This is a genomic window from Conexibacter sp. JCM 18997, assembly GCF_055391915.1.
Map to the genome: position 1 here is coordinate 2,034,882 of NZ_AP043885.1, position 23,484 is coordinate 2,058,365.

The following is a 23,484-nucleotide window of genomic DNA, read 5'->3' on the forward strand; positions in this document are numbered from 1 at the left end:
ATGTCCCGAACCGAAGGAGCGACCGACGTGCCCACCGACCTCGAAGCGACCGAGCTGCGACAGGCCAACGTCGCCGTCGTGCAGCGCTACCTCGATGCCTGGAGCGTCCTCGACCTGGAAGGGATCGCCGCAACGCTCGACCCCGACGTCGACTGGCAGCTCGGGTACACCCCTCCGGGCATCCCGGCCGCGGTCGCCGGCAAGGCCGCCGTCATGGAGTTCCTGGCGGCCGCGCCCTCGGTGGTCACGCCACTGAGCTTCCACTCGATCCAGATCTCGACGCTCGAGGATCCCGCCGAGCTCGTCGCCCAGTACCGCGGAGACGCCCGCGCGATCCCGACCGACCGGATCTACCGCAACGAGTACATCGCGCGCGCCCGTGTCGAGGACGGTCGCATCGTGCGCATCCTCGAGTACTCCAACCCCCTCGTCTTCCTCGACGCGTACGCGCCGGGCGACCAGGCCTGAGCCCCTTCACCGACCACAGGAGAGATCGCATGCCGGAGGAGACGTCACATACCGCCGTGGTCGAGCAGCGAGCGGCGGAGGCACGAGCGTCGGGCTGCCCGATGTGGGACTTCAACCCGATGGCCGCGGATCACGTCGTCGACCCCTGGCCGGTGCTGGCCAAGGCCCGTGCCGAGCAGCCGGTGTTCTACATGCCGGAGGTCGACATGTGGGCAGTGACCCGCCACGAGGACGTGCGCGAGATGCTCCGCGACACGAAGACCTTCTCGAGCGCCGACGCGATCCACATGATCAACCCGGTCCCCGACGAGATCACGATCCCGCCCGGCTGCCCGTACCCGGACCTGGAGAACGTCGCGCAGTTCGACCCGCCGGTTCACACGCGGCTGCGCAAGCTGATGCAGCCGGCGTTCACGCCCAAGCGCGTGCGGCACCGCATCGACGAGGTCCGCGCCATCGCGGACGCGCTCATCGACGACTTCATCGACAAGGGCCGCGCCGATCTGGTCACCGACTACTCCAACCCGATCCCGATCCAGGTCATGGCGATGATCCTCGGCTTCCCGCCCGAGGCGGCCGACAAGTTCCGCTACTGGACCGACAGCTTCTTCTCGCTCCTGGGCGAGCCCGGGATCCCGCACGAGAAGCTCGTCGAGATCTGGGAGGGACTGCTCGACTCCGACCAGTACACGAAGTCGCTCATCGAGGAGCGCCGCGCGCGCCCGCAGGACGACATGATCTCCGACCTCATCCTGTCGGTCAGCGACGACGGCTCGCCGTCGCTGACGGACGAGGAGATCACGGCGAACATGCACGCGTTCATCGTCGCGGGCACCGACACGACCGCGATCATGCTCTCGCAGATGGTCTACCTGCTGCTGTCGGAGCGCTCGCGCTGGGAGGCGGTCTGCGCCGACCCGGAGCTGATCGGCAACGCGGTCGAGGAGACCCTGCGGTTCCGCGGCCCCATCCGCGGCCTCAACCGCAAGACGACGTGCGACTGCGAGCTCGGCGGCGTGGCCCTCCCGAAGGGCGCCCGCCTGTACTGGATGGTCTCCTCGGCGAACCTCGACGAGGCCAAGTACGAGGACGCGGACCGCTTCGACCTGAACCGCAAGCACATCAGCGACCACCTGGGCTTCGGTGCCTGGACGCACTTCTGCATCGGCGCGCCGCTGGCCCGGCTGGAGGGCCAGATCGCCCTCGAGCAGCTCGTCACCCGCCTGCCGGGTCTGCGGCTCGCGCAGCCGGACATCGAGTGGGTGCCGAACCTGATCACCCCGGCGCCCGCCGCCGTGATCGTGGAGTGGTAGGCAGCGTCAGCGCTGGCTCTCGGTCCAGGCGGCGATCGCCTGGTCCATGAGCCCGGCGTTGCCGTCGACCCAGATCACCTTCAGGTGGCGCTTGGCGATGCGCCAGCCCTCGGCGGTCCGGACGAGCTCGTCGGCATACGTGCCGGCCACGATGAAGTTGGGGTCGCCGAACGCCTGCAGGTGGTTGTGCTGGGCGTGCAGGTAGCAGCGCGACGTGGCCGTGTCGCCGTCGACGGTCGCGGTGAAGTTCGTGACGATGTGCTGTGAGCAGGTCAGGCCGCTGAGGGCCCGCCGGCACGTCGCCACGATCTCCTCGCGGTTGAGGCACTCGTAGTTCCCGAGCGTCGCCACGGCATCGGGCAGGAAGACCGTGTCGAGCGTCGCCCAGTCGCGCGCGTCCAGCGACATCGCGTAGCGGATCAGGAGATCCTCGATCTCGCGGCGGTCGCTCAGCTGCTCCAGCGTCCATCCCGTCATGGGGCGTGCTCCTGTCGTGGTGGGTCCGGGTCAGCGCGGGTAGGCGGGCGGCGCGCCCTCGACGTCGAGCCGTAGGCGGTACACCTCGCTCGTCGCGCAGATGAAGAGCGAGCGCCAGTCGGCGCCCCCGAAGGCGAGGTTGCCGACGAACGCCGGCACCTCGATCGTGGCGATGTGCCCGCCGGCCGGATCGGTGACCCAGACGCCGCCCGGCCCGCCGCAGTACACGTTGCCGCGGGCGTCGGCGCACTGGCCGTCGGGCAGCCCGCGGGCGATGCGGCCCGTCTGGGCAAGCTCCCGCCCCAGCGCGGCGCCGTCCGGCGGGGGCCCGGGCTGCTGGAAGTAGACGCGCCGGCCCGACAGGCGGCCGTCGGGCGCGACGTCGCAGGCGACGATCTGGATGCGCAGCGTGTCGTTGACGTAGAGGATCGACTCGTCGGGCGAGAAGCACAGCCCGTTCGGCAGCGCCATGTCGTCGAGCAGCAGCTCGGGCTCGGTCGCTCCCGGCCGCAGGAGGAAGACCCCCTGGAAGTGCAGCTCGCGGTCGGTGTCGCGGATCCGCCCGTGGGGCAGCGCGCGTCCGGCCGGCGGGTCGGTGAAGTAGAGCGTGCCGTCCGAGCGGCAGACGACGTCGTTGGGGCTGTTGAGCTCCTTGCCCTCGAAGTGCGAGGCCAGGACGGTGCGCGTGCCGTCGCGCTCGAACCGGGTGAGCGCGCTCGTCGACTGCTCGCAGCAGATCAGCCGGCCCTGCGGGTCGCGGGTCAGGCCGGCCGGGATCTGCGCCGGCCGCCGCCAGTCCTGGGCGCCGGTGTCCGGGTGCCAGCGAATGATCGCGTCGCGCCCCGTGTCGGTGAAGAACAGCGATCCGTCCTCGTGCCAGACGGGTCCTTCGGTGAAGCCGAAGCCGTCCGCGACCAGCTCGAGCTCAGCGCCGGGTGCGACGACGTTCACCACGTGATCAGGCGGGCGAGGTTGTCGGCCAGCTGGCGGCGGACGCCGTCCTCGTCGGTCCCCCACGCGTCGGCGAGCGGGGCCAGGCCGGTCGTGACGTCGCGCGGCTCCAGCGCGCGTGCGTCGACGATGCCGAACGGTCCGTCGGTCTCCAGCAGCGTGCGCTCCGGGGGCAGCGCCGCCACCAGCGCGCGCCCATGGTCGTCGTGGAACATCGACGGCACGATCGAGAACGAGTATCCGGCGTCGAGCACGTACTGCAGGCGCTCGACGTCCCCGGTGAAGCCGTTGCCGTGGATGGCGGCCCGCGTCACCCCAGCCGCGGCGAGCCGGTCGACGGCCTCCCGCTCGGCATCCCGCGTGTGCACCGTCATGAACTTGTCGGGCACGGTGGGCGACCCGAGGACCGCGGACAGCATCTGCTCCTGGCGCTCGCGGAACGGCGCCCCGTCCGGCGTGTGGTCCAGGCCGATCTCGCCGATCCACGTCGCGTCGGCGGCGAGCGTCGGGACCAGCTCGATCTCGGCGTCGAGGTCGATGTGCGGCTGCCACGGGAAGAACCCGCGCGAGGCCATCGGGTGAAATCCGAGCCCCACGACGATGTCGGCCTGATCGGCGAAGCGGTCGCGCCGGGCGAGGTAGTCCGACGGCAGGAACGTCACGTGGAACATGGTCACGCCCTGGACGCGCGCGCGATCCACGACCGCTTCCGTGTCGTCGAAGCGGTCGAGGTGGACGTGCGTGTCCGTGATCGGGCTCGCCATGGGCTACATGTCCAACGGCGGGTAGTAGTTCTCCACGCCGATCTTCTTGGCGTCGGTGAGCCAGTCGCCCTCATAGGGCCACTCGTCCTCCTTGCCCTCGTCCACGTTCGGGCCGATGCGAACCGGATCGGCGTAGTACCAGGCCTGCCGCCGGTAGGTCCAGTTGTCCGGCTGCAGTCGGTGGGCGTCGCGGAACCAGCGGACCGCCGCCTCCGTTTGGCCGGCCTTGTAGAGGTGCTCGCCGAGCTCGAAGCTGGCGGCGGCCAGCGCCACGTCCGCGTCCCGCGGCTGCGAGCGCCGGACGACCTCATCCGGATCGAGCGCGTACTCGCTGTCGGCGCCCCGCTGCACCCAGTCGCGCAGCGCTGGGATGTACTGCTCGGAGTACAGGCGGATCTTGTGCGACTCCGCGAGCATCTCGTGGACGCGCGCCGGGATGCTCTCGTCGTAGTTGACGTGCTTGAGCGCCTCGACCATCGGCTGCGGCGCGGCGGGCTCGACGGGCCGAACGAGCACCCCCTCCTCGTCGATCCAGACGCCGTTGGGCACGTTCACGACGCCGAGCAGCGCGTCGAGCACGTGCCAGGTGTCGATCAACGCGGGATGCGTCGTCCCGGCGATCTCGTGGTACGGGCGCGGACCGTCGGGACCGCCGCTGTCCATCGAAACCGTGACGATCGTCAGCCCCTGAGGTCCGAGCTCCTCGTACAGCTCCTGCCAGCCGGGCAGATCGTGACGGCAACCGCACCAGGAGGCCCAGGTGACGAGCAGCACCTTGCGGCCACGCAGCGAGGAGAGCGCGAACGGGTTGCCGTCCAGGTCTGGCAGGACGATGTCGGGGCACACCGCCGTCTCCAGGAAGCGGCCGCCGCCCACCGGGCCGACGGCCCACAGGCCCTGCTGCTCATCGTGCGCGACGGCCATGCCGATCCGTTCGGCCAGGTCGATGACATCGACCCGGTCGTCGTCGCGCTGGGGAAGCGGCACGCATTGATCCGCCTTGCAGGCGCCCTCAGGCTTGACCTCCCAGCCCCAGAGGTTCGTGAGCTCGTGCCGGGGAGCTGACCGCTGATCCAGTACCATTGGAGTATTAATATCAGGGTTAGCATGACGACGGAGAGGGCAATGGACGTGACCCCGATGCAGCCGCACGACTTCGTCGTCGTCGGCGGCGGCCTGGGTGGGCTGGCCGCGGCGATTCGCGCGCACGATCTCGGCCTCTCCACCGTCGTCCTCGAGAAGTCCGGCCAGCTCGGTGGCACGGGTGCTCAGTCCTCCGGATACCAGTGGTGCGCGGGCAACCACCTGGCCGCGAGCGCCGGGATCGAGGACACGTGGCGCGACGGGTTCACCTACCTGCGGGCGTTCTCCGGCGGCACACACGACGACCGCCTGCTCGAGGTCCTCTGCCGGACGGCACCGGAGGTGTTCGCGTACTACGAAGCGGCGGGCGTGCGCTGGCGTCTGTTCAACGACCCCGACAACCGGTGGCCCGAGCTCCCGGGATCGCTCGAGCGCGGCCGGTGCATCGAGCTCGAGCCCTTCGATCCCGCCCTCCTCCCCGAAGCCTGGAGCGACCTGGTCCGGCACAGCCCGCGGACGCACCTCTACACCAACGAGGAGATCAACTGGCAGATGGGTGGCCGGGCGCACCGCTACAAGTGGCACCCCGACCCGAGCGCCACCGCCAACGGGCCTGCGCTCCGTCAGCAGGGCTCCGCGCTCGGCGCGTACCTGGCCATCGCGATCCACCAGCGCGGCATTCCCGTCCTCACGGACGTCGACGTCGAGGCGGTGCTGACCGAGGGTCGGCGGGCGACGGGCGTCATCGCCCAGATCGACGGCGAGCGCCAGGAGATCCCGGCCGCGCGGGGCGTGCTCATCGCCACCGGCGGATACGACTGGAACCCTGAGCTCGTCGAACGGTTCGACAAGCGCACGTCGCAGGGCTCGTCGGCGCCGCCAACGGTCACCGGCGACCACTTCGAGCTGCTCCAGCACCTGCGCCCCGTGACGCGCACGTTCCCGCGGCACAGCCTCGGGTGTTTCGTCGAACCGGCCGGCTTCGGTGGCGATCCCGCGCCGCGCATGCAGGTCTTCTGGGGTGCCTTCCCGCACGCGATGGTCGTCAACCAGGCCGGTCGCCGCTTCGGCTGCGAGGACGATGTGCCCGGCTTCGGCACCCGCAGCATCGGTGCGCGGATGTTCGATGCCGAGGGGCTGCCGCTCAACTGGCCGGCGTTCGGGGTCTTCGACAGTCAGTACCGGCGGAAGTACGCGGTGGGCCGCGCCGCGCCTGGTGAGCCGATCGCCGGCTGCTTCGTGCAGGCCCCGACGATCGCCGAGCTGGCCCGGCTGCTCGGCGTGGACGCGGACGCGCTCGAGGAGACGGTGACGCGCTTCAACGTCGCTGCGCGCGAGGGTCACGATCCGGAGTTCGGTCGCGGCGAGAACCTCTGGGCCAGCATCCAGTACGGCGACATGTACGCCGAGCCCAACCATTGTCTGGGGCCCGTCGACGAGCCGCCGTTCTACGGCGTGCGCCTGACGCAGACGACCGGCGGCTCGCTCACCGCTGCCGGGCTCGTGTGCGACCAGCACGCCCGCATCGTCGACGAGGACGGCGAGCCGATCGAGAGCCTCTACGCCGCCGGCAACGCGATGGCCTACCGAGACCTCGGTGGCTACTTCCACAGCGGGACGGCGAACACGCGCGGCCTGACGTGGGGCTACATCGCGGCGACACACGCCGCGAACGCGGTCCTGGGCTGGCAGGCGCCCGCCGCCCTCGCCGCCGAGGTGTAACCGCCGGTCCAAGCGTCGCGTCGGTGGGCGATGATGCCGTCATGTCCCTCCCCCATCGCCCCGCCGGCGCGTCCGGCCTCGAGGTCTCCGCGCTCGCGCTCGGGTCATGGCAGACGTACGAGCGCATCCCGCGCGAGCAGGGCGTCGCCGTGCTCGACGCTGCGCGTGCGGCCGGCATCGACTTCCTGGAGATCGCCCGGTACAACGACACCACCGGTGAGGCGCCGACCCCGACCGGCTACTCCGAGGTCGTGTTCGGCGAGGTGTTCGCGCGCAGCGCGTACGCCGCAAAGCGGGGCGACGTGATCGTGGCCGAGAAGCTGTGGTGGGAGTTCTGGCCCGACCAGACGGCGGCCGAGGAGCTGGCGGCGTCGCTGGAGCGGACCGGACTGGAAGCGGTCGACCTGCTCTACTCCGATCCGCCGCCGGCCGATCTGCCGCTCGAGCGCGTGGTGGAGCAGATCGGCGCGCTCCTGGACGAGGGCCGCATCCGCGCCTGGGGCATCGTCAACTGGCCCGCCGATCGGCTGGCCGAGGCGGGCCGGATCGCGCTGGCCAACGACATCGAGACGCCGTGCCTGGTGCAGCTGCCCTACAGCCTCGTGCACCGCGACTGGGTCGAAGGGGCCGACATGGTGGCCGCGCTGGAGCTGTGCGACGCAAGCGTCACCGCGTCCTACACGCTGGCCGGCGGCCTGCTGAGCGGCAAGTACACGCGCGGCGGGCTGGCGTCCGGGCGGATGGCCGGCGAGGCGGGCGACGAGCAGTGGGAGTCCGCGCTGCAGGCCGCGCACGACCTGCAGGCGCTGGCCGACGAGGTCGATGCGACACCGGCGGCACTGGCCATCGCCTGGGCGCTCAACAACCCGACGGTGGCCACGGTGCTGTTCGGGGCGACGCGACCAGAGCAGGTGGCCGAGAACGCCGCCGCGCCGGCGCTGCTGGAGCGGCTGGACGAGGAGCAGCTGGCGCGGCTGGACGCGATCGGCCGCTAGGGCGATCGCGCCGTTCGGCTGCCCCGACGACCGCGCATGGCCGCCACGCCCGCGCCGCCCGACCTGCTCTCCGCGCTGCTGGCCAGCCTGGCCGATGCCGTCTACCTGGTCGACGCCGACGGCACGGTGCGCTTCGTCAACGCGGCCGGCCTGCACATCCTCGGCTACGAGCGTGAGGACGAGCTGCTGGGCCGCCCCAGCCACGCGACGATCCACCACACCCGGCCCGACGGCACGCCGTTCCCCGAGGACGAGTGCCCGCTCCTCGCGCCGCGCGTGACCGGCGAGACCGTCCGGGTCGAGCAGGACTGGTTCGTGCGGCGGGATGGCTCGCTGGTGCCCGTCGCCTACTCCAGCGCGCCCGTCGACAGCCCCGACGGGCGCGGCGCCGTCGTGGTCTTCCACGACACCACGCGTGCGCAGGCCGGCGCCCGGGCGGTCGCCGCCGCCGACGCCGAGCGGCGGCGCATCGGCCGCGACATCCACGACGGCGCCCAGCAGCGGCTGGTGCACGTGGCCATGAACACCCAGCGCGCGCTCGGGCGCCTGGACGCCGACCCGGCCCAGGCTCGGGCGCTGCTGGCCGAGTCGCTGAGCGAGACCCGCGCGGCGATCGAGGAGCTGCGCGAGCTCGCCGCCGGCATCCACCCGCCGATCCTGACCAGCCGGGGCCTGGCGGCGGCGCTGGACTCGCTGGCCGCCCGCGCACCGGTGGCCGTCGACATCGACGCGCCGGCCGACCGCTGGCCCGCGCCGGTCGAGGCCGCCGCCTACTTCGTCGCGGCCGAGGCCCTGACCAACGTCGCCAAGCACGCGCACGCGACCGAAGCCACGATCGTCGTCCGCGCCGACGCCCGGGCGCTGCGCGTGACCGTGACCGACGACGGCCGGGGCGGCGCCGTCGCCGCCGCCGCCGGCTCCGGGCTGGCCGGTCTGGGCGACCGGGTCCAGGCCCTCGGCGGCACCTTCGCGGTCGACTCGCCGCCCGGCGGTCCGACGCGCCTCAGCGCGACCCTCCCGCTCTGAGCAGCGTCAACACCGCCAGCACCCGCCGGTGCTCGCTCGGCTCGCCGCCCAGCCCGAGCTTGTGGAAGATCGCGGTCGCGTGCTTCTCGACCGTGTCGGGCGAGACGACGAGCTCGTCGGCGATCCCGCGGTTGGACTTCCCCTCGGCCATCAGCGACAGCACCTCGCGCTCGCGCGGCGTCAGCGCCTCGAAGGGATCGGCGCGGCGGCGGCGGCCGACCATCCGCGCCACCACCTCGGGATCGAGCGCCGACCCGCCGCCGGCGACCCGGCGCACGGCCTCCACGAAGGCATCCACGTCGATCACCCGGTCCTTGAGCAGGTAGCCGACCCCGTCGGCGTCGTCGCCGATCAGCTCCAGCGCGTAGCGCTCCTCGAGGAACTGCGACAGCACGAGGACGCCCATGTCCGGCAGCTCGGCCCGCATGGTGATCGCCGCCCGCAGGCCGTCGTCGGTGTTGTCGGGCGGCATCTGCACGTCGACGATCGCCACGTCGGGCCGATGCGCGCGGGCCTTGCGCAGCGCGTCGACCGCATCCCCGGCCTGCGCGACGACCTCCATCCCCGCGTCCTCCAGCAGCCGCGCGATGCCGCGGCGCAGGAGCACCTGGTCCTCGGCGATCAGCACGCGCACGCCGCCCACGCTACCGGCGCGATCTTCGGGTTTTCCCCCACGAAACGCCACCCCGGCCGCGCCACCATGGAAGGCACCATGCGCGAGCCCTCATCCACCACCCTCATCCTGGTCCGCTACGTGCTCCCCGCCGTGGTCGTCGTCAGCGGCATCCTCGCCGTCGTCCTCAGCCCGACGCTGACCTCGCTGGAGGGCGCCGCCGGCATCATCGGCGCCGGCCTCTCGATCTGGCTGCTCAACGTCCTCCACCGCATCGGCGTCAACGGCGACCACGAGCGCGACGCCGAGCAGGACGCCCGCACCTTCTTCGACGCCCACGGCCACTGGCCGGGCGAGCCGGCGCTCAGCCGGCCGCCCCGGCGGCGCGACCACGCCTGACGCCGCTCAGTCGGCCCAGAACCCCATCGCGTCGAGCCGCTCGGCGCGCTCGACCGCTGCTGCGTGGGCGGCGATCTCGTCGGCGTCGGCGCCCTCGATCCACCGGCCGCCCCAACCTTTGGCCAGGGCCTCAACGGCGGATGCGGCAGGCACGTAGTCCTCTCCGTCCGGATACGTGTAGGTCCACGGCCGGGCGTCCTCCTCGAGGTACAGGTAGAAGCCACCAGCGACGTAGTGGCGGTAGACCCACAGCTCGACGTCGTCGGGCTCGATCTTCAGCAGAAACTCGAAGTAGCGCAGCGCCTCGGGGCCGACCAGCATCATCAGCGGCGCCCACTTCGGATCCTCGGGGTGGATGATCGCCCCGTATCGGTCTCGGTGTCGTCCCATGACCCGCAGCCTTCCGGCAATGCTGTGACAGCGCTACACCAGTCAGCGCGGAAAGCGCGTCAGAACACGCGCGAGATCGCGCGGCTACGAGATGACGGTCAGCGCCTTGGGCAGCGTCGACAGGACCTCGTGGCCGTCCTCGGTGACGACGACGAGGTCCTCGATGCGGGTGCCGACCGCGCCGGGCACGTAGACGCCGGGCTCGACGGTGACGATCATGCCCGCCGTCAGGGCCGTCTCGCCGGTGGTGGACAGGCGTGGGCCCTCGTGGATGTCGAGGCCGACGCCGTGGCCCAGCCCGTGGCCGAAGTGCTCGGCGTGGCCGGCGGCGTCGATGATGTCGCGGGCGACCGCGTCGATGGCCCGGCCCGTGGGCCCCGGGCGCACCGCGGCCAGCGCGGCCTCCTGGGCCTCGAGCACGAGGTCGTAGACCTCGCGGTCGCGCACGTCGAGCTCGCCGGTCGCGTACGTGCGGGTGCAGTCGCTGCAGTACCCGTCCAGCTTGCAGCCCCAGTCGATCACGACGAGCGTGCCCTCGGGGATCACCACGTCGCGCGGTGAGGCGTGCGGAAGCGCGCCGTGCTCGCCGGCGGCGATGATCGGCGGGAACGAGACCGACTCGGCGCCCAGCCGGCGCATCTCGATCTCCAGGTCCAGCGCCACCTCGCGCTCGGTGCGCCCGGCCAGGCCGCGCGACAGCACGATCTCCAGCGCAGCGTCGGCCAGCTGAGCGGCGGCCCGGATCTTCTCCACCTCGTCGGCGTCCTTGACCGCGCGCAGCTCCTCGACCAGCCCGCCGGCCTCGATCAGCCGCACCTCCGGCCCGACCAGCTCGGCCAGGTGCGCATGCGACTTGACGCTCATCGAGGCGTCGTCGAAGCCCAGGCGCACCGGGCCGTCCTTCAGCGTCGCGGCCACGCCGGCCAGCAGGTCCGACCGGGCGATCTCGCGATGGAAGCCCGGGACCTGGTCCGCGGACTGGGTCAGGTAGCGGAAGTCGGTCACGAACGTGCGCACGCCTGGCCCGATCACCGCGGCGCCCGACGAGCCGGTGAAGCCGGTGGCCCAGCGCACGTTGATCAGGTCGGTGATCAGCAGCGCGTCGAGCTCGTGCTCGCGCACCAGCTCGTCCAGCTGCGCCTCGCGTGCCTCGTGACTCATCCCAGCTCCTCGCTCAACCGTTCCAGCGCCACGCGGTAGCCGTCGACGCCCTGCCCACTCACGGTGGTCACACACAGATCCCGCACGACCGACAGCTGGCGCCACTCCTCGCGGGCCATCACGTCCGACAGGTGCACCTCGACCGAGGGCAGCGCGGCGATCTCCAACGCGTCGCGGATCGCCCACGAGTAGTGCGTCCACGCGCCGGGGTTCAGCACGATCGCGTCGCTGACGCCCTCCAGCCCGTGCAGGTGCTCGACGAAGCGCCCCTCGTGGTTGGTCTGGAAGAAGCGCGTCGTCAGCCCCAGCTCGCGGCCGAACTCGCTGATGCGCTGCTCGAGCTGGTCGAACGTCAGCCCGCCGTAGTGCTCGGGGTTGCGCCGCCCGAGCTGGTCGAGGTTGACGCCGTGCATGATCTCGACGCGCTTGCCGCTCATCGCGCCGACAACTCTGCCACGGCGGCCCGCACGGCGGCTTCCTCGACCGGCTGGCCCTCGCGCACGTCGCCCACCGCGCCGACCAGCACGAACGGGACGCGCCCGCCGCGGCGCTTCTTGTCCCGTCCCAGCGCGGCGATCACCGCCTCCTCGTCGGCCGCGACACCCAGCGTCGTCGGCAGCCCGGCCTGCCGCAGCAGCTCCTGGACCTCGTCGCGCAGGTCGCCCTGGTCGGACAGCCGCAGCGCGGCCAGCAGCCCCAGGCCGACGGCCTCGCCGTGGCGCAGCGTGCCGTAGCCCGTCGCCGTCTCCAGCGCGTGCCCGACCGTGTGCCCCAGGTTCAGCACCTGGCGCCGTCCACCGTCGCGCTCGTCGGCGGCGACCACCGACAGCTTCGTGCGCGCGCAGTCCAGCACGGTCTCCTCGTCGTCGAAGTGGCCGGCGGCCACCCGCTCCCACAGCCGCCCGCCGGAGATCAGCGCGGTCTTGATGACCTCGGCCCGCCCCGCGGCGCGCTCGGCCTCGGGCAGCGTCTCGAGCAGGTGCACGTCGACGAGCACGCCCGACGGCTGGTGGTAGGCCCCGACGTAGTTCTTGCCCTCGGGCAGGTCGACGCCGGTCTTGCCGCCGTACGCGGAGTCGACCTGGGCCACCAGCGTCGTCGGCACCTGCACGACCGGGATGCCCCGCTGGTAGCTGGCGGCGACGAAGCCGGCCACGTCGCCGACCACACCGCCGCCCAGCGCCACGACGTGGTCGTCACCGGCGGCGCCCGCGCCGGCCAGCCGCCGGGCGATCGACTCGACCGTGGCCAGCGTCTTGTGCTCCTCGCCCGGCGCGATCAGGATCTCCGCGTCGACCGGTTGCAGACGCGCGGCGTGCAGCGGCCCGACGGAGGTGTCGGTGACCAGGAAGCGCCGGCCGGGCGCCGGCCACGGGTCCGCGGCCAGCGCGGACCGGCCGACCAGGACCGGATAGCTGCCCGAACGGGCGTTGGCCCACAGCAGCCGCACGCCGTCGGGCAGCGTGGTCAGCCAGGGCAGCGCGCGGCGCGCCGTGCCCCGCTCGCGGCCGGGGATGATCGCGTCGGCCAGCGCGCGGTACAGCGGCTCGCGGTCGGCGTAGCGCTGCGCGAACGACGCGCGATCGCGGGCCAGCGGGCGACCGCGGCCGTGGGCGCGCGACCAGGCGGTCTGCAGGTCGATGTCCACGAGCACCGTCGTGTGGCGGGCCAGCGCGGCGCGAGTGGCCTCCGAGAGGATCGCCCCGCCGCCCAGCGCGACGACGTCACCGGCGCCGGCCGCTTCGAGCGTCTCGACGCAGGCGCGCTCCTCCTCCGCGCGGAAGCCTGCCTCGCCCACCGACTCGAAGGCCTGCTCGATCGTGCAGCCCAGACGCAGCTCGACGAGCTTGTCGACGTCGATCGCGCGCACGCCCAGCGCGGTCGCCGCCTCGCGGGCCGCCGACGACTTGCCGGCGCCCATGAAGCCGATGAAGACGAGCGCGCGCCCCGGGCGACCTACGAGCGACGCTTCCACCCGATGCGCTCCTCGTAGGCGCGCACCGCCTCGCGCACGTCGTCGATGTGGTCACCGCCGAACTTGCGCCGGTAGGCGTCGGCCAGCACGAAGGCGATCATCGCCTCGCCGACGACGCCGCCGGCGGGCACGACCGACGAGTCGGTGCGCTCGCGCAGCGCCTGGGCGGGCTCGCGGGTGGCGGTGTCGACCGAGCGCAGCGGCTTGGTCAGGGTGGGGATCGGCTTCAGCGCGCCCTGGATGATCAGCGGCTCGCCGGTGGTCATGCCGCCCTCGAGACCGCCCGCGTGGTTGGTCTCGCGGTAGTAGCCGCGTTCCTCGCTGTAGAAGATCTCGTCGTGGGCCTGCGAGCCCGGCGTGGCCGGCAGGGCGAAGCCGTCGCCGAACGCGACGCCCTTGACCGCCTGGATCGAGCAGATCGCCTGGGCCAGGCGGCCGTCGAGGCGCTCCTCCCAGGAGACGCTCGAGCCCAGGCCGGGCGCCAGGCCGAACGCGCGCACCTCGAAGACGCCACCGATCGACTCGTTGGCCTTCCGCTGCACGTTGATGTGCTGGACCATCTCAGCCGCGGCGTCGGGGTCCAGGCAGCGCACCGGGTCGTCGTCGACGCCGGCGAAGTCCGCGGGGCTCTCGGGCCGCACGCGCGAGTGGATCGGGCCGATCTGCACGACGTGGCTGAGCACCTCGACGCCGACCGCGCGCAGGAACGCCTTGGCCAGGCCGCCGCCGGCCACGCGCGCGGCGGTCTCGCGGGCGCTGGCCCGCTCGAGGACGTTGCGCACGTCGGTGTGGCCGAACTTCCAGGTGCCGACCAGGTCGGCGTGCCCGGGACGCGGGAGGTGGACCTCCTTGACCTCGGCCTCGACCGGCCAGGGGTTCATCCGCTCTTCCCAGTTCTGGTAGTCGCGGTTGACCACCCACAGCGCGACCGGGCCGCCCATCGTCTGGCCATGGCGCACGCCGGCGGTCACCTCGGCGCTGTCCTTCTCGATCTTCATGCGCCCGCCGCGGCCGTGGCCGAGCTGACGACGGGCCATGTCGGCGTTGAGCGCGTCGCGATCGAGCTCCAGGCCGGCGGGCAGGCCCTCGACGATCGTCGTCAGGCCGGGCCCGTGCGACTCGCCGGACGTGATCAGACGAAGCTGGGTCATCCGCTCACGCGGCCTGGTCGGGTGGGTCTTCGTCGCCGGGCGTCGCGCGGCGCGCGGCCTGCGCGTCGTGATCGCTGGGGAGCCGCTTGCCACCGCCTTCGCACCATGGACAGGGGATCTCGCTGCGCGTTCCGCCCAGGTTGGAGATCACGCGCCCGGTCCCGCGACAGGCGGAGCAGGGCACTTCGGTGGGGGTGGTTTCTGTGGCCATTGCCGCGGGCGAGGGTACCTTGCCCACCATGGCAGCGCGCATCGGGGTCCTCACGGCAGTGTTCCTGGCGGCCATCTGCGGGGTCGCGGACGCGCACTCGCTGCTCGGCGCGCCCCGGTGTCCGATCTTCCCGTCGAGCAATGCCTGGAACCAACGCGTCGACCGATTGGCGATCGATCCGCGCAGCGATGCGATCGTCTCGACGATCGGCGCCGACGAGCCGCTGCACCCGGACTTCGGCACGCAGTACGGCATCCCGTTCACCACGGTGTCCAAGGCGCAGCGCAAGGTGCCGGTCTCGTTCGAGTACGCCGACGAGTCCGACAAGGGGCCGTATCCGATCCCGCCCAACGTCCCGCTGGAGAACGGCTCCGACAGCCACGCGCTGGTCGTCGATCGCGACGCGTGCCGCCTGTACGAGCTGTTCGCGGCATCGACGTCCAACGGCGGCGCGAGCTGGCAGGCGGGCAGCGGCGCCATCTGGAACCTGCGCTCCAACAAGCTGCGCCCGAAGGGCTGGACGTCGGCCGACGCGGCCGGCCTGCCGATCCTCCCGGGGCTGGCCCGCTGGGATGACGTCAGGAAGGGATCGATCGACCACGCCCTGCGCTTCACCGTGGCGCAGACGCGCAACGCGTTCGTGTTCCCGGCGCGCCACTTCGCCTCGTCGCTGAGCGATCCGAACCTCCCGCCGATGGGCATGCGCTTCCGCCTGAAGGGCTCGTTCGACGTGTCCAGGTACCCGACGCAGGCGCGCATCGTGCTCGTCGCGCTGCAGCGCTACGGCATGCTCGTGGCCGACAACGGCAGCGACTGGTTCGTCACCGGCGCGCCCTCGCCGCACTGGGACGACGACCAGCTCAACACCCTCAAGCAGCTGCGGGGCTCGGACTTCGAGGTCGTGAAGACCGGGTGAACCCGCACGACGTCTGACCGCGTCCTGTGAAATACTTGAGGAGTTCAAGCATTGAGCTTCTCGAAAGGTTCCGTTCGCTGTGACCTCAGCATCGACCGCACGTGACCGCCGCTGGCTGGCGCTGGTCCTCCTGGCGGGCGCGCAGTTCCTGGTCGTCCTCGACGCGACCGTGGTCAACGTCGCCCTGCCGCACATCCAGTCCGACCTGCACTTCTCCGACGCCAACCTGCAGTGGGTCGTCAACGCCTACACGCTGACCTTCGGCGGCTTCCTGCTGCTCGGTGGCCGGGCCGCGGACCTGTTCGGTCGCCGGCGGGTCTTCATGATCGGCACCGTCCTGTTCGGCGTCGCCTCGCTGGCCGCCGGCCTGTCGCAGACCGAGGGCATGCTGATCGCCGCCCGCGCGGTCCAGGGCCTCGGTGCGGCGATCATCTCGCCCGCCGCGCTGTCGATCGTCATGACCACCTTCGCCGAGGGCACCGAGCGCAACAAGGCGCTCAGCGTGTGGGGCGCGGTCGCCGGCGCCGGTGGCGCCGTCGGCTCGCTGCTGGGCGGCGTCCTGACCGACGCGGTCGGCTGGGAGTGGGTCTTCTTCATCAACGTGCCGGTGACGGCGCTGATCTTCTTCGGCTCGACGCCGCTGCTGGCCGAGTCGCGCGCCGAGGCCGATCGCGAGGGCTTCGACGTGGCCGGTGCGCTGACCGCCACCGCCGGGCTGGCGCTGCTCATCTTCACGCTGGTCAACACCGTCGAGCACGGCTGGGGCTCGGGCCGCACGATCGTCGGGTTCATCGTCGCCGTGGGGCTGCTCGTGGCCTTCGTGGTCCGCGAGACGATGGCCCGCCACCCGCTCGTCCGGCTGGGGATCCTCAGCGACGTGACGCGGGCGGCCGCCAACGGCACCGCGATGCTCGGCTCGGCGGCGCTGATCGCGATGTTCTACTTCCTGTCGCTGTACATGCAGCAGGTGCTGGGCGCGTCGGCGATGCGCACCGGCTTCCAGTACCTGCCGCTCGCGGTGACGATCTTCATCGCGGCCGGCGCGGCCTCGTCGCTGGTGGGCAAGATCGGCGTACGCACCACGCTGACCGCCGGCTTCGTGCTGACCGCGGTCGGCCTGGCCTGGCTGACGCAGGTGTCGGCCGACGGCAGCTACCTGGCCGACGTGCTCGGACCGTCGATCATCGTCGGCGGGGGCCTCGGGCTGTTCTTCGTCAGCGGCACGCTGGCGGCCACCGCCGGGGTCACGCCGCAGGAGTCGGGCCTGGCCTCGGGGCTGCTGAACACGTCGCAGCAGGTGGGCGGCGCCCTCGGCCTGGCGATCCTCTCGACGCTGGCCGCCACCCAGACGGCCAACGCGCTGACCGACGGTGACGCACCGGGCGTCGCGGCGGTCGACGGGTTCCAGCTGGCCTTCACCATCGGGGCGGGCTTCGCGCTGGTCGGGGCGGTCGTCGCGTTCCTGCTCGTGCGCCCCTCCCAGGAGGCCATCGAGCAGGCCGAGGCGGTGCCGGCGGGCGCGTAGCCTGAGGGGGCGATGCGCGCCGACGGCCGCTACGCCCCCTCCCCTTCGGGCCCGTTGCACCTGGGCAACCTGCGCACGGCGCTGCTGGCCTGGCTGTTCGCGCGCAGCGCCGGCGGGCGCTTCCTCGTGCGCATCGAGGACCTCGACCGCGGCCGCTCGCGGCCGGAGCACGAGGCCGGCCAGTTGCGGGATCTGGCCGCGGTCGGGCTGGACTGGGACGGCGCGGTCGTGCGCCAGTCCGAACGCGACGCGCTGTACGCCGCCGCGCTGGAGCGGCTGGACACCTACCCGTGCTTCTGCACGCGGGCGGAGATCCGCGAGGCGACCCAGGCACCGCACGGAGCCGTCGCCCTCTACCCCGGGACCTGTCGCGCGCTGACCGCGGCCCAACGCGCCCAGCGCGAGGCCCAAGGGCGCCCGCCGGCGTTGCGCCTGCGCGTCGCGCCCGGCACGCGGATCGCCTTCACCGACCGGGTGCTGGGTCCCCAGTCCGGCCCCGTGGACGACATGGTCGTCCGGCGCAACGACGGCGTCGCGGCCTACAACCTGGCCGTGGTGGTCGACGACGACGCCCAGGGCATCGACGAGGTCGTGCGGGGCGCCGACCTGGTCGACGCCACGCCGGGCCAGCTCCACCTGTACGACGCGCTGGGCCTCCCCCGCCCCGCCCACGCGCACGTCCCGCTCGTGCTGGCGCCCGACGGCGCCCGCCTGGCCAAGCGCCACGGCTCGGTCACGCTGGCCGACCGCGCGGCCCGCGGCGAGGACGCCCAGGCGGTCGCCGCGGGCCTGTTGGCCTCCGTCGGCCTGCCCGCCGATCTGACCGCCGCACTGGCGGCGTTCGACCCATCCGCGCTACCGTCGGAGGCGACCGTGCTCTCACCGGACCAGCTGCGTTGACCCTGCGCCTCATCCGCATCTGGCTGCCCGCGGTCGTCGTCGTGCTGGGAATCGTGCTGTTCGTGCTCGATCCGTCGGCCGACACGGCACTCGGCGCCGCCGGGATCATCGGCGCCGGCCTGTCGATCTGGCTGCTGAACTTCCTCTTCCGCATCGGCGTGCACGGCGATCGCGAGCGCGACGACGAGGCCGAGGCCCGCCGCTTCTTCGACGTCAACGGCCACTGGCCCGACGAGGCGCCGCCCGCGTCCGGCGCCGCCTCCGCACCCCGTCATCGACGGTCCACCCGTCCACGGCCGCCCCGTCGGCCGGTCTGATGTGAGACGTTTCCTGCCATCTCCGCTTCGTTGACGCCCACCTCAGAGCTGTCCGGCCTGGCCGAGCAGATCCGCGCCGCCGGCCGACTCGGCATCGACACCGAGTTCATGGGCGAGGGCCGCTACCGCACGCTGCTGTGCCTCGTGCAGGTGTCGGTTCCGCTGCCCGACGGCGAGGTCCGCGTCGACGTGATCGACCCGCTGGACGAGTCGATCGAGCCGTCCGCGCTGGCCGAGGTGCTGGCCGATCCGGCCATCGAGGTGATCATGCACGCCGCCCGCCAGGACGTGGCGCTGCTGCGGCGCGTGTGGCACACGGAGATCACCAACCTGTTCGACACGCAGATCGCCGCGGGCTTCGCCGGCCTGCGCGCGCAGTCGGGCTACGAGTCGCTGCTGGGCGAGCTGCTCGGCGTGCGCCTGCCCAAGACCGCCTCCTACACGAAGTGGGACCGCCGGCCGCTGAGCCCCGAGCAGATCGAGTACGCCCGCGAGGACGTCCTGCACCTGTTCCAGCTGACCGACGCGATCCAGGAGCGCCTGGCCAAGCGCGGGCGCCTGGAGTGGGCGCGCGAGGAGTGCCGGGCGCTGGAGACCGTCTCCGACGAGCGCGACGTCGCCGTCGTCTTCGACCGCCTGCCCCGCATCGCCGGGCTGGACCCGCGGTCGCGCGCGGTGGCCTTCGAGCTGGTGCAGTGGCGCGAGCGCACCGCCGCCGCCCAGGATCGCCCGGTGCAGTCGGTGCTGGCCGACGCGGCGCTCGTCGAGCTGGCCAAGCGCAAGCCCGACTCGCGGCGCGCGCTGGAGAACATCCGCGGCATCAACCCGGGCAACATGCGCCGGCGCGGCGACGACATCATCGAGATCATCAACGCCGGCCGCGAACGCGAGCCGATCCCCTACGAGGGCGAGCGTCGCCCCGGGCCTCACACCGGCGACGCGCCGCTGATCGCGATGTCCGAGGCGCTGGTGCGCGCGACCGTCACCGAGGCGCAGCTGGCCTACGAGCTGGTCGCCTCCCGGGCCGACCTGCAGGCGATCCTGACCGCCGCGCGCCACGGCGAGGAGGCCGACGTGCGCACGCTGCAAGGGTGGCGGCGCGAGCTGGTCGGCACCGAGCTGCTGGCCCTGCTGCGGGGCGAGCGCACGCTGTCGATCGACGACTTCGACATCGTCATCAGCTCCAGCGAGTAGCTACGCGTCCAACGGCGCGGGGCGGCCCAGGTGGTAGCCCTGGACGAAGTCGACGCCGACGCCGCGCAACAGGCCGAGCGTCGCCTCGTCCTCCACGCCCTCGGCCACCGTCCGCTGGCCCAGGCTCTGGGCGATCTGGGTGATGGCCCGCACGAAGCGCCGGTCGGGCTCGCTGGTCATCAGCCCGCGCACGAACTGCATGTCGATCTTCACGTAGCTGAACGGCAGCTGCCGCAGGTAGGTCAGCGACCCGTACCCGGTGCCGAAGTCGTCCAGCGAGAAGCTGCAGCCCAGCGCGACGAGGCGCTCGGCGAAGCGCCGGCCCTCCTGCAGGTCGCCCATGATCGCGGTCTCGGTGACCTCGAAGGTCACCCGTCCGGCATCGGCGCCGGTGCGGGTCAGCTCGCGTTCGATGTGGCGCAGCAGCTCGATGCTCCCGACCGACGAGGCCGACAGGTTGACCGACACCGACCGGCCGCCCGCGGCCAGCTCGAGCGCGTGGCTGACCACCCACCGGTCGATCGCCACGATCAGCCCGCCGGCCTCGGCCACGGGCAGGAAGCGATCGGGCGGGATCAGGTCGCCCGCGCGCGAGTGCATGCGCAGCAGCAGCTCGTGCTTGTCGGGCTCGCCGGTGGTCATGTCGACGATCGGCTGGCCGTACAGCACCAGCCGGTCCTCGGCGATCGCCTCGGCCAGGTCGTCGTGCCCGGCGGTGTCGCGGGCCACGACCCGCAGCCGCTCGGTCTCGGCCTGCAGCGCGGTGATGTCGCGGAAGGCCACCACGCTGCCCGTCCCGTCGCCCAGGTCGATCGGCGCGGACGAGTAGGCGACCGGCACGGGCATGCCGTCGCGGCGCCAGAAGGCGTCGTCGTTGGAGCGGACCGTGTGCCCCGTCTGGCGCACGCCGGCCAGGTCGCACTCGGCGATCGGGAACGGGCTGCCGTCCCAGCGCGAATGGTGGAACGTCGCGTGTGGCGGCAGACCCAGCAGCTGGTCCGGTGCGTCGTACCCGAGGATGCGCGCGCCCGCCGGGTTGATGAAGGTCACCCGCCCGGCGGAGTCGGCGACGTAGACGCCGTCGGCGACGCTGTCGAGGATCGCCCTGGTCAGGCTGGCGGCATCGCCGCTGCTGCCCTCGGCCGCCCGCAGGCCGGTGACGTCGGTGCCCGCGAAGTACCAGCCACCGCCTGACGCGCTGATCCAGCGGATCACGCGGTAGGAGCCGGCGCGTGTGCGCAGGCGGTTCTCGAAGGTGATCGGCGCGGCCGCGCCCACGCCGGCCAGCGTGGCGATCCAGGCGTTCGTCGCCTCGAGGTCCTCCGCGTGGACGAAGGCGACCAGCGGTCGCGAGGTCAGCTCCGCCGCGGTCCAGCCCAGCGTGCGCTCCCAGGCGGGGTTCACCGACGTGAGCCAGCCGTTGGCCGACGTGGTGCCCAGCATGTCGCGCGAGAGCTCGAACAGGCGCTGCAGGTGGTCGTCCGGAGGACGATCCGCGGGGCGGTCCACGAAGGGGACCTTAGTGGTCGCTCCCCACGATCCCGGCAGCTGCACGCATCGCGTCAACGGGCGGCTCACGACCCGTCCACGCGGCCAGCGACAACGCGCCCTGTTGCACGAGGATCTCGAGCCCGTCGACCGTCTGGTGGCCCGCGGCGCGCGCGGCGCGCAGCAGCGCCGTTCCGCCCTCGCGGTAGACGAGGTCGACGACCACGCCGTAGCCGTCGACGGTCCGCAGGTCGATCGGTGTCTCGGCGGCGTCGTGCAGGCCGACGGTGGTGCAGTTGACCAGCAGGTCTGCTGGGTCGATCGCCGCGCTGTGCTCGACCCCCAGCGCTTCGGCCAGGGCCCGCGCGCGCTCGGCGGTGCGGTTGTGGACGCGGACCGCCGCACCGGCCTGGCGCAGCGCCCAGGCCGCGGCGCGGGCGCTGCCGCCGGCGCCCAACACGAGCGCGGACCGGCCGGCGACCGGCCCGGGCAGCGAGGCGATCAGCCCCGGCGCGTCGGTGTTGTCGGCGTGGATCGCGCCGTCGGCGAAGGTCAGCGTGTTGGCCGCGCCGATCGCCCGGGCGGCGTCGGTCGCGTCGGTGGCCAGCGCCAGCGCCGCCTCCTTGTGGGGCACGGTCACGTTGGCCCCGACGAAGCCCGCGGCGGGCAGGGCGCGGGTCGTCTCGTCAAACAGCTCCGGCGGGACGGGGAGGCGCTGGTAGTGCCAGTCGTCCAGGCCGAGGGCGCGCAACGCGGCGTTCTGCATCGCGGGCGAGCGGCTGTGGGCCACGGGCCAGCCCAGGACGCCCAGGCGGCGCATCCCGCCGTCGCTCAGCACGTGTCGGGCGACTTGCCGCCGTTCTTCTCGCGCGCCGCGTTGTAGGCGGCGACGTCCTGCTGGAACTGCGCGTCGCTCGAGGAGAACGCATGCTCGCCGCAGGTGCCGGGCTTGGCCACGTAGTACAGGTAGTCGACGTTGGCCGGCTTGGCGGCCGCCTTCATCGAGGCCAGGCCCGGGTTGCCGATCGGCGTGGGCGGCAGCCCGCGGCGGGTGCGCGTGTTGTACGGCGTGTCCTTCTGCAGCTCGGACACGCGCAGCGGGCGCGTCCAGTTGTTCAGCTCGTAGCGCGTCGTCGCGTCGATGCCCAGCGGCATGCCGTCCTTGAGCCGGTTGTAGATCACCGCGGCGATCAGCGGACGGTCCTTGGCCACCTGCGCCTCACGCTCGATCATCGAGGCGATGATCAGGACGTCGTAGGGCGTGAGGTTCTTCTTCTTGGCCGCCGTCATCGAGACCTTGGAGAAGTTCGCCTTGAAGGCGTCGAGCTGGTCGCCCACGAGCTCGTCCGACGTGGCCGTCTTCTTGGGCAGGTCGTAGGTCGCCGGGAACAGGAAGCCCTCCAGCGACTTGACGTTCTTGGGCGCCTTGTAGGTCGACGGGTTGAAGCCCTTGTGCTCCTCCGACGCGGCCAGGTAGCTGCCCTTGATGCCCGCGTCCTTGACCGTCGGCGCGATCTCGCGGCGCGAGCGCCCCTCGGGAATCGTCAGCTTCACCGTCGGCGCCAGCGGCTGCGTCCGGGTCGCGGTCAGCTCGTCCATCGCCGCGCCGTAGCTCATGTCGTGGGCCAGCGTGAACTCGCCCGCCTTGAACTCGTCGCGGTTGCCGGCCAGCCGCGTGCGCAGGTCGAAGTAGAAGCCCGACGAGACGACGTCCTTGCTGGCCAGCAGGTCGCCGATCTGGCGGGCGCTGGCGCCCTGGGGGATCGTCACGGTGACCGACCCATTGCCGTCGCCCTTGCCGGGCTGGAACAGGTTGAACAGGAACCACAGCGCGGCGACGATGGCCACGAGGATCAGCACGGCGGCGATGCGGGCGAACCACGAGCGGCGGCGCTTGACGGGGCCTTGGGCCGGGCTGCGGCGGGCGTCGTCCTGCGCGTAGCGGCGCCGGGGCGCGCGCGGCAACGGCCGAGCCGAGGCGCGCGCGGGCAGCGCGGGCGGCTCCAGCTCCTTGGGCGGCAGGTCCGCGGCCAGCGGCTCCGGCGTGCGCCGCGGGTCCGGCTCCAGCTCCGGCTCCGGCTCCGGCTCGATCGCGGCGGGCGGCGGGGGCGCTGCCGGCACCTCGTGGGGCTCGGTCCAGGTCAGGTCGTCGTCGTCGGGTTCCGGTTCGGGCGCGGGCGGCGGAGGCGGCGCGACCGGAACGGGCTCGGGCGCCGGCGGCTCGACGACCGGCTCGGGCTCGACCGGCGCCGGGGCGGGGGCCGGCGGGGGCGCGGCCGGGCCGTCGCGTTCGGCCAGGAGGTCGTCGACGGACACGCCACGCCGGCGCGCCTCGCGCTCCAGCCGCGCGCGCTCGCGATCCGCGGAGCTGCGGTCGCCAGAGGAGTCTGAGTTGCGAAACAGGGGCATCGGACGAACGCCGCGGGTTAGGCCCCCGCGGCGTGC

Annotated in this window: 25 protein-coding genes; 11 read left to right on the forward strand and 14 right to left on the reverse strand. The window is 72.6% G+C overall.

Features of this window, described 5'->3' with window-relative positions:
* Both ACZ5UI_RS10525 and ACZ5UI_RS10530 read left to right on the forward strand, forming a co-directional pair.
* Entirely contained in the window at nt 1–468 is a 468-nt protein-coding gene (locus tag ACZ5UI_RS10525; RefSeq protein WP_464196999.1) for a nuclear transport factor 2 family protein, read from the forward strand.
* Nucleotides 469–497: 29 nt separating this feature from the next.
* The gene (locus tag ACZ5UI_RS10530; protein WP_464197001.1) at nt 498–1,781 is read left to right on the forward strand and encodes a cytochrome P450; all 1,284 of its coding nucleotides are present in this window, start codon (nt 498–500) and stop codon (nt 1,779–1,781) included.
* A gap of 6 nt (nt 1,782–1,787) precedes the next feature.
* Here ACZ5UI_RS10530 and ACZ5UI_RS10535 read toward each other — a convergent pair whose 3' ends face one another.
* Genes ACZ5UI_RS10535 through ACZ5UI_RS10550 form a run of 4 tightly spaced genes read right to left on the reverse strand, consistent with a single transcriptional unit; the run spans nt 1,788 to nt 5,056 of the window.
* Complete coding sequence (locus tag ACZ5UI_RS10535) at nt 1,788–2,258, reverse strand: nuclear transport factor 2 family protein (protein ID WP_464197003.1); 471 nt, start codon at nt 2,256–2,258, stop codon at nt 1,788–1,790.
* Between the two features lie 30 nt (nt 2,259–2,288).
* Complete coding sequence (locus ACZ5UI_RS10540; RefSeq protein ID WP_464197005.1) at nt 2,289–3,209, reverse strand: SMP-30/gluconolactonase/LRE family protein; 921 nt, start codon at nt 3,207–3,209, stop codon at nt 2,289–2,291.
* A complete protein-coding gene (locus tag ACZ5UI_RS10545; protein ID WP_464197007.1) occupies nt 3,206–3,973 on the reverse strand; it encodes a TatD family hydrolase in 768 nt (255 codons plus the stop codon). Before ACZ5UI_RS10545 ends, ACZ5UI_RS10540 begins: the two co-directional genes overlap by 4 nt.
* A 3-nt stretch (nt 3,974–3,976) precedes the next feature.
* Complete coding sequence (locus tag ACZ5UI_RS10550) at nt 3,977–5,056, reverse strand: ResA-like WAxxUGC motif-containing protein (protein ID WP_464197009.1); 1,080 nt, start codon at nt 5,054–5,056, stop codon at nt 3,977–3,979.
* A 42-nt stretch (nt 5,057–5,098) separates the two neighbouring features.
* Between ACZ5UI_RS10550 and ACZ5UI_RS10555 the strand changes: the two genes are divergently transcribed.
* Genes ACZ5UI_RS10555 through ACZ5UI_RS10565 form a run of 3 tightly spaced genes read left to right on the forward strand, consistent with a single transcriptional unit; the run spans nt 5,099 to nt 8,799 of the window.
* A complete protein-coding gene (locus tag ACZ5UI_RS10555; protein ID WP_464197011.1) occupies nt 5,099–6,778 on the forward strand; it encodes an FAD-binding protein in 1,680 nt (559 codons plus the stop codon).
* Between the two features lie 41 nt (nt 6,779–6,819).
* Nucleotides 6,820–7,773 carry an aldo/keto reductase gene (locus ACZ5UI_RS10560; RefSeq protein ID WP_464197013.1) on the forward strand — a complete coding sequence of 318 codons (954 nt, stop codon included), beginning with the start codon at nt 6,820–6,822 and terminating at the stop codon, nt 7,771–7,773.
* A 36-nt stretch (nt 7,774–7,809) separates the two neighbouring features.
* Nucleotides 7,810–8,799, forward strand: a complete 990-nt coding sequence (locus tag ACZ5UI_RS10565; RefSeq protein ID WP_464197015.1) for a sensor histidine kinase — start codon at nt 7,810–7,812, stop codon at nt 8,797–8,799.
* Here ACZ5UI_RS10565 and ACZ5UI_RS10570 read toward each other — a convergent pair.
* On the reverse strand, nt 8,777–9,433 hold the full coding sequence (locus tag ACZ5UI_RS10570) for a response regulator transcription factor (RefSeq protein ID WP_464197017.1): 657 nt from the start codon (nt 9,431–9,433) through the stop codon (nt 8,777–8,779). The two genes, ACZ5UI_RS10565 and ACZ5UI_RS10570, sit on opposite strands and share 23 nt — an antisense overlap.
* A 78-nt stretch (nt 9,434–9,511) precedes the next feature.
* Here ACZ5UI_RS10570 and ACZ5UI_RS10575 point away from each other — a divergent pair, with 78 nt between their 5' ends.
* Nucleotides 9,512–9,811, forward strand: a complete 300-nt coding sequence (locus ACZ5UI_RS10575) for a hypothetical protein (protein ID WP_464197019.1) — start codon at nt 9,512–9,514, stop codon at nt 9,809–9,811.
* A 6-nt stretch (nt 9,812–9,817) separates the two neighbouring features.
* Here the strand turns inward: ACZ5UI_RS10575 and ACZ5UI_RS10580 are convergent, their stop codons facing one another.
* The 6 genes from ACZ5UI_RS10580 to ACZ5UI_RS10605 all read right to left on the reverse strand — a co-directional run bounded on the left by ACZ5UI_RS10580 (nt 9,818) and on the right by ACZ5UI_RS10605 (nt 14,639).
* A complete protein-coding gene (locus ACZ5UI_RS10580; RefSeq protein WP_464197021.1) occupies nt 9,818–10,201 on the reverse strand; it encodes a hypothetical protein in 384 nt (127 codons plus the stop codon).
* Nucleotides 10,202–10,285: 84 nt separating this feature from the next.
* Nucleotides 10,286–11,362, reverse strand: a complete 1,077-nt coding sequence (locus tag ACZ5UI_RS10585; RefSeq protein ID WP_464197023.1) for a M24 family metallopeptidase — start codon at nt 11,360–11,362, stop codon at nt 10,286–10,288.
* Nucleotides 11,359–11,799 carry a type II 3-dehydroquinate dehydratase gene (locus tag ACZ5UI_RS10590; RefSeq protein ID WP_464197025.1) on the reverse strand — a complete coding sequence of 147 codons (441 nt, stop codon included), beginning with the start codon at nt 11,797–11,799 and terminating at the stop codon, nt 11,359–11,361. The genes ACZ5UI_RS10585 and ACZ5UI_RS10590 overlap by 4 nt, the downstream gene beginning before the upstream one ends.
* Nucleotides 11,796–13,337, reverse strand: coding sequence for a bifunctional shikimate kinase/3-dehydroquinate synthase (locus tag ACZ5UI_RS10595; protein WP_464197027.1), 1,542 nt, complete (start codon nt 13,335–13,337; stop codon nt 11,796–11,798). Before ACZ5UI_RS10595 ends, ACZ5UI_RS10590 begins: the two co-directional genes overlap by 4 nt.
* Nucleotides 13,319–14,488 carry a chorismate synthase gene (gene aroC / locus ACZ5UI_RS10600; RefSeq protein WP_464197029.1) on the reverse strand — a complete coding sequence of 390 codons (1,170 nt, stop codon included), beginning with the start codon at nt 14,486–14,488 and terminating at the stop codon, nt 13,319–13,321. Before aroC ends, ACZ5UI_RS10595 begins: the two co-directional genes overlap by 19 nt.
* 4 nt (nt 14,489–14,492) lie before the next feature.
* Nucleotides 14,493–14,639, reverse strand: a complete 147-nt coding sequence (locus ACZ5UI_RS10605) for a hypothetical protein (protein ID WP_464197031.1) — start codon at nt 14,637–14,639, stop codon at nt 14,493–14,495.
* Between the two features lie 88 nt (nt 14,640–14,727).
* Here ACZ5UI_RS10605 and ACZ5UI_RS10610 point away from each other — a divergent pair, with 88 nt between their 5' ends.
* The 5 genes from ACZ5UI_RS10610 (at nt 14,728) to ACZ5UI_RS10630 (ending at nt 19,551) form a co-directional block, all read left to right on the forward strand.
* Complete coding sequence (locus tag ACZ5UI_RS10610; RefSeq protein WP_464197033.1) at nt 14,728–15,615, forward strand: hypothetical protein; 888 nt, start codon at nt 14,728–14,730, stop codon at nt 15,613–15,615.
* A gap of 79 nt (nt 15,616–15,694) precedes the next feature.
* On the forward strand, nt 15,695–17,140 hold the full coding sequence (locus ACZ5UI_RS10615; protein ID WP_464197035.1) for an MFS transporter: 1,446 nt from the start codon (nt 15,695–15,697) through the stop codon (nt 17,138–17,140).
* Nucleotides 17,141–17,152: 12 nt separating this feature from the next.
* Entirely contained in the window at nt 17,153–18,040 is an 888-nt protein-coding gene (gene gluQRS, locus ACZ5UI_RS10620) for a tRNA glutamyl-Q(34) synthetase GluQRS (RefSeq protein WP_464197037.1), read from the forward strand.
* Nucleotides 18,037–18,357: a hypothetical protein gene (locus ACZ5UI_RS10625; protein ID WP_464197039.1), complete on the forward strand. Its 321-nt coding sequence runs from the start codon at nt 18,037–18,039 to the stop codon at nt 18,355–18,357. The genes gluQRS and ACZ5UI_RS10625 overlap by 4 nt, the downstream gene beginning before the upstream one ends.
* Before the next feature lie 30 nt (nt 18,358–18,387).
* Nucleotides 18,388–19,551, forward strand: a complete 1,164-nt coding sequence (locus tag ACZ5UI_RS10630) for a ribonuclease D (protein WP_464197041.1) — start codon at nt 18,388–18,390, stop codon at nt 19,549–19,551.
* Here ACZ5UI_RS10630 and ACZ5UI_RS10635 read toward each other — a convergent pair whose 3' ends face one another.
* The 3 genes from ACZ5UI_RS10635 to mltG are packed head-to-tail and all read right to left on the reverse strand — an operon-like array spanning nt 19,552 to nt 23,448.
* Entirely contained in the window at nt 19,552–21,060 is a 1,509-nt protein-coding gene (locus ACZ5UI_RS10635) for a sensor domain-containing phosphodiesterase (protein ID WP_464197043.1), read from the reverse strand.
* Nucleotides 21,061–21,070: 10 nt separating this feature from the next.
* Nucleotides 21,071–21,877, reverse strand: coding sequence for a shikimate dehydrogenase (gene aroE / locus ACZ5UI_RS10640; protein ID WP_464197046.1), 807 nt, complete (start codon nt 21,875–21,877; stop codon nt 21,071–21,073).
* On the reverse strand, nt 21,871–23,448 hold the full coding sequence (gene mltG, locus ACZ5UI_RS10645; protein WP_464197048.1) for an endolytic transglycosylase MltG: 1,578 nt from the start codon (nt 23,446–23,448) through the stop codon (nt 21,871–21,873). The genes aroE and mltG overlap by 7 nt, the downstream gene beginning before the upstream one ends.
* Nucleotides 23,449–23,484: the final 36 nt, after the last annotated feature.

Coding starts and splice junctions, on each gene's coding strand:
- ACZ5UI_RS10575 (WP_464197019.1), top strand. CDS start 9,512: ATGCGCGAGCCCTCATCCACCACCCTCATCCTGGTCCGCTACGTGCTC.
- ACZ5UI_RS10545 (WP_464197007.1), bottom strand. CDS start 3,973: ATGGCGAGCCCGATCACGGACACGCACGTCCACCTCGACCGCTTCGAC.
- gluQRS (WP_464197037.1), top strand. CDS start 17,153: ATGCGCGCCGACGGCCGCTACGCCCCCTCCCCTTCGGGCCCGTTGCAC.
- ACZ5UI_RS10580 (WP_464197021.1), bottom strand. CDS start 10,201: ATGGGACGACACCGAGACCGATACGGGGCGATCATCCACCCCGAGGAT.
- ACZ5UI_RS10535 (WP_464197003.1), bottom strand. CDS start 2,258: ATGACGGGATGGACGCTGGAGCAGCTGAGCGACCGCCGCGAGATCGAG.
- mltG (WP_464197048.1), bottom strand. CDS start 23,448: ATGCCCCTGTTTCGCAACTCAGACTCCTCTGGCGACCGCAGCTCCGCG.
- ACZ5UI_RS10565 (WP_464197015.1), top strand. CDS start 7,810: ATGGCCGCCACGCCCGCGCCGCCCGACCTGCTCTCCGCGCTGCTGGCC.
- ACZ5UI_RS10555 (WP_464197011.1), top strand. CDS start 5,099: ATGGACGTGACCCCGATGCAGCCGCACGACTTCGTCGTCGTCGGCGGC.
- ACZ5UI_RS10590 (WP_464197025.1), bottom strand. CDS start 11,799: ATGAGCGGCAAGCGCGTCGAGATCATGCACGGCGTCAACCTCGACCAG.
- aroC (WP_464197029.1), bottom strand. CDS start 14,488: ATGACCCAGCTTCGTCTGATCACGTCCGGCGAGTCGCACGGGCCCGGC.
- ACZ5UI_RS10585 (WP_464197023.1), bottom strand. CDS start 11,362: ATGAGTCACGAGGCACGCGAGGCGCAGCTGGACGAGCTGGTGCGCGAG.
- ACZ5UI_RS10525 (WP_464196999.1), top strand. CDS start 1: ATGTCCCGAACCGAAGGAGCGACCGACGTGCCCACCGACCTCGAAGCG.
- ACZ5UI_RS10530 (WP_464197001.1), top strand. CDS start 498: ATGCCGGAGGAGACGTCACATACCGCCGTGGTCGAGCAGCGAGCGGCG.
- ACZ5UI_RS10560 (WP_464197013.1), top strand. CDS start 6,820: ATGTCCCTCCCCCATCGCCCCGCCGGCGCGTCCGGCCTCGAGGTCTCC.
- ACZ5UI_RS10610 (WP_464197033.1), top strand. CDS start 14,728: ATGGCAGCGCGCATCGGGGTCCTCACGGCAGTGTTCCTGGCGGCCATC.
- ACZ5UI_RS10550 (WP_464197009.1), bottom strand. CDS start 5,056: ATGGTACTGGATCAGCGGTCAGCTCCCCGGCACGAGCTCACGAACCTC.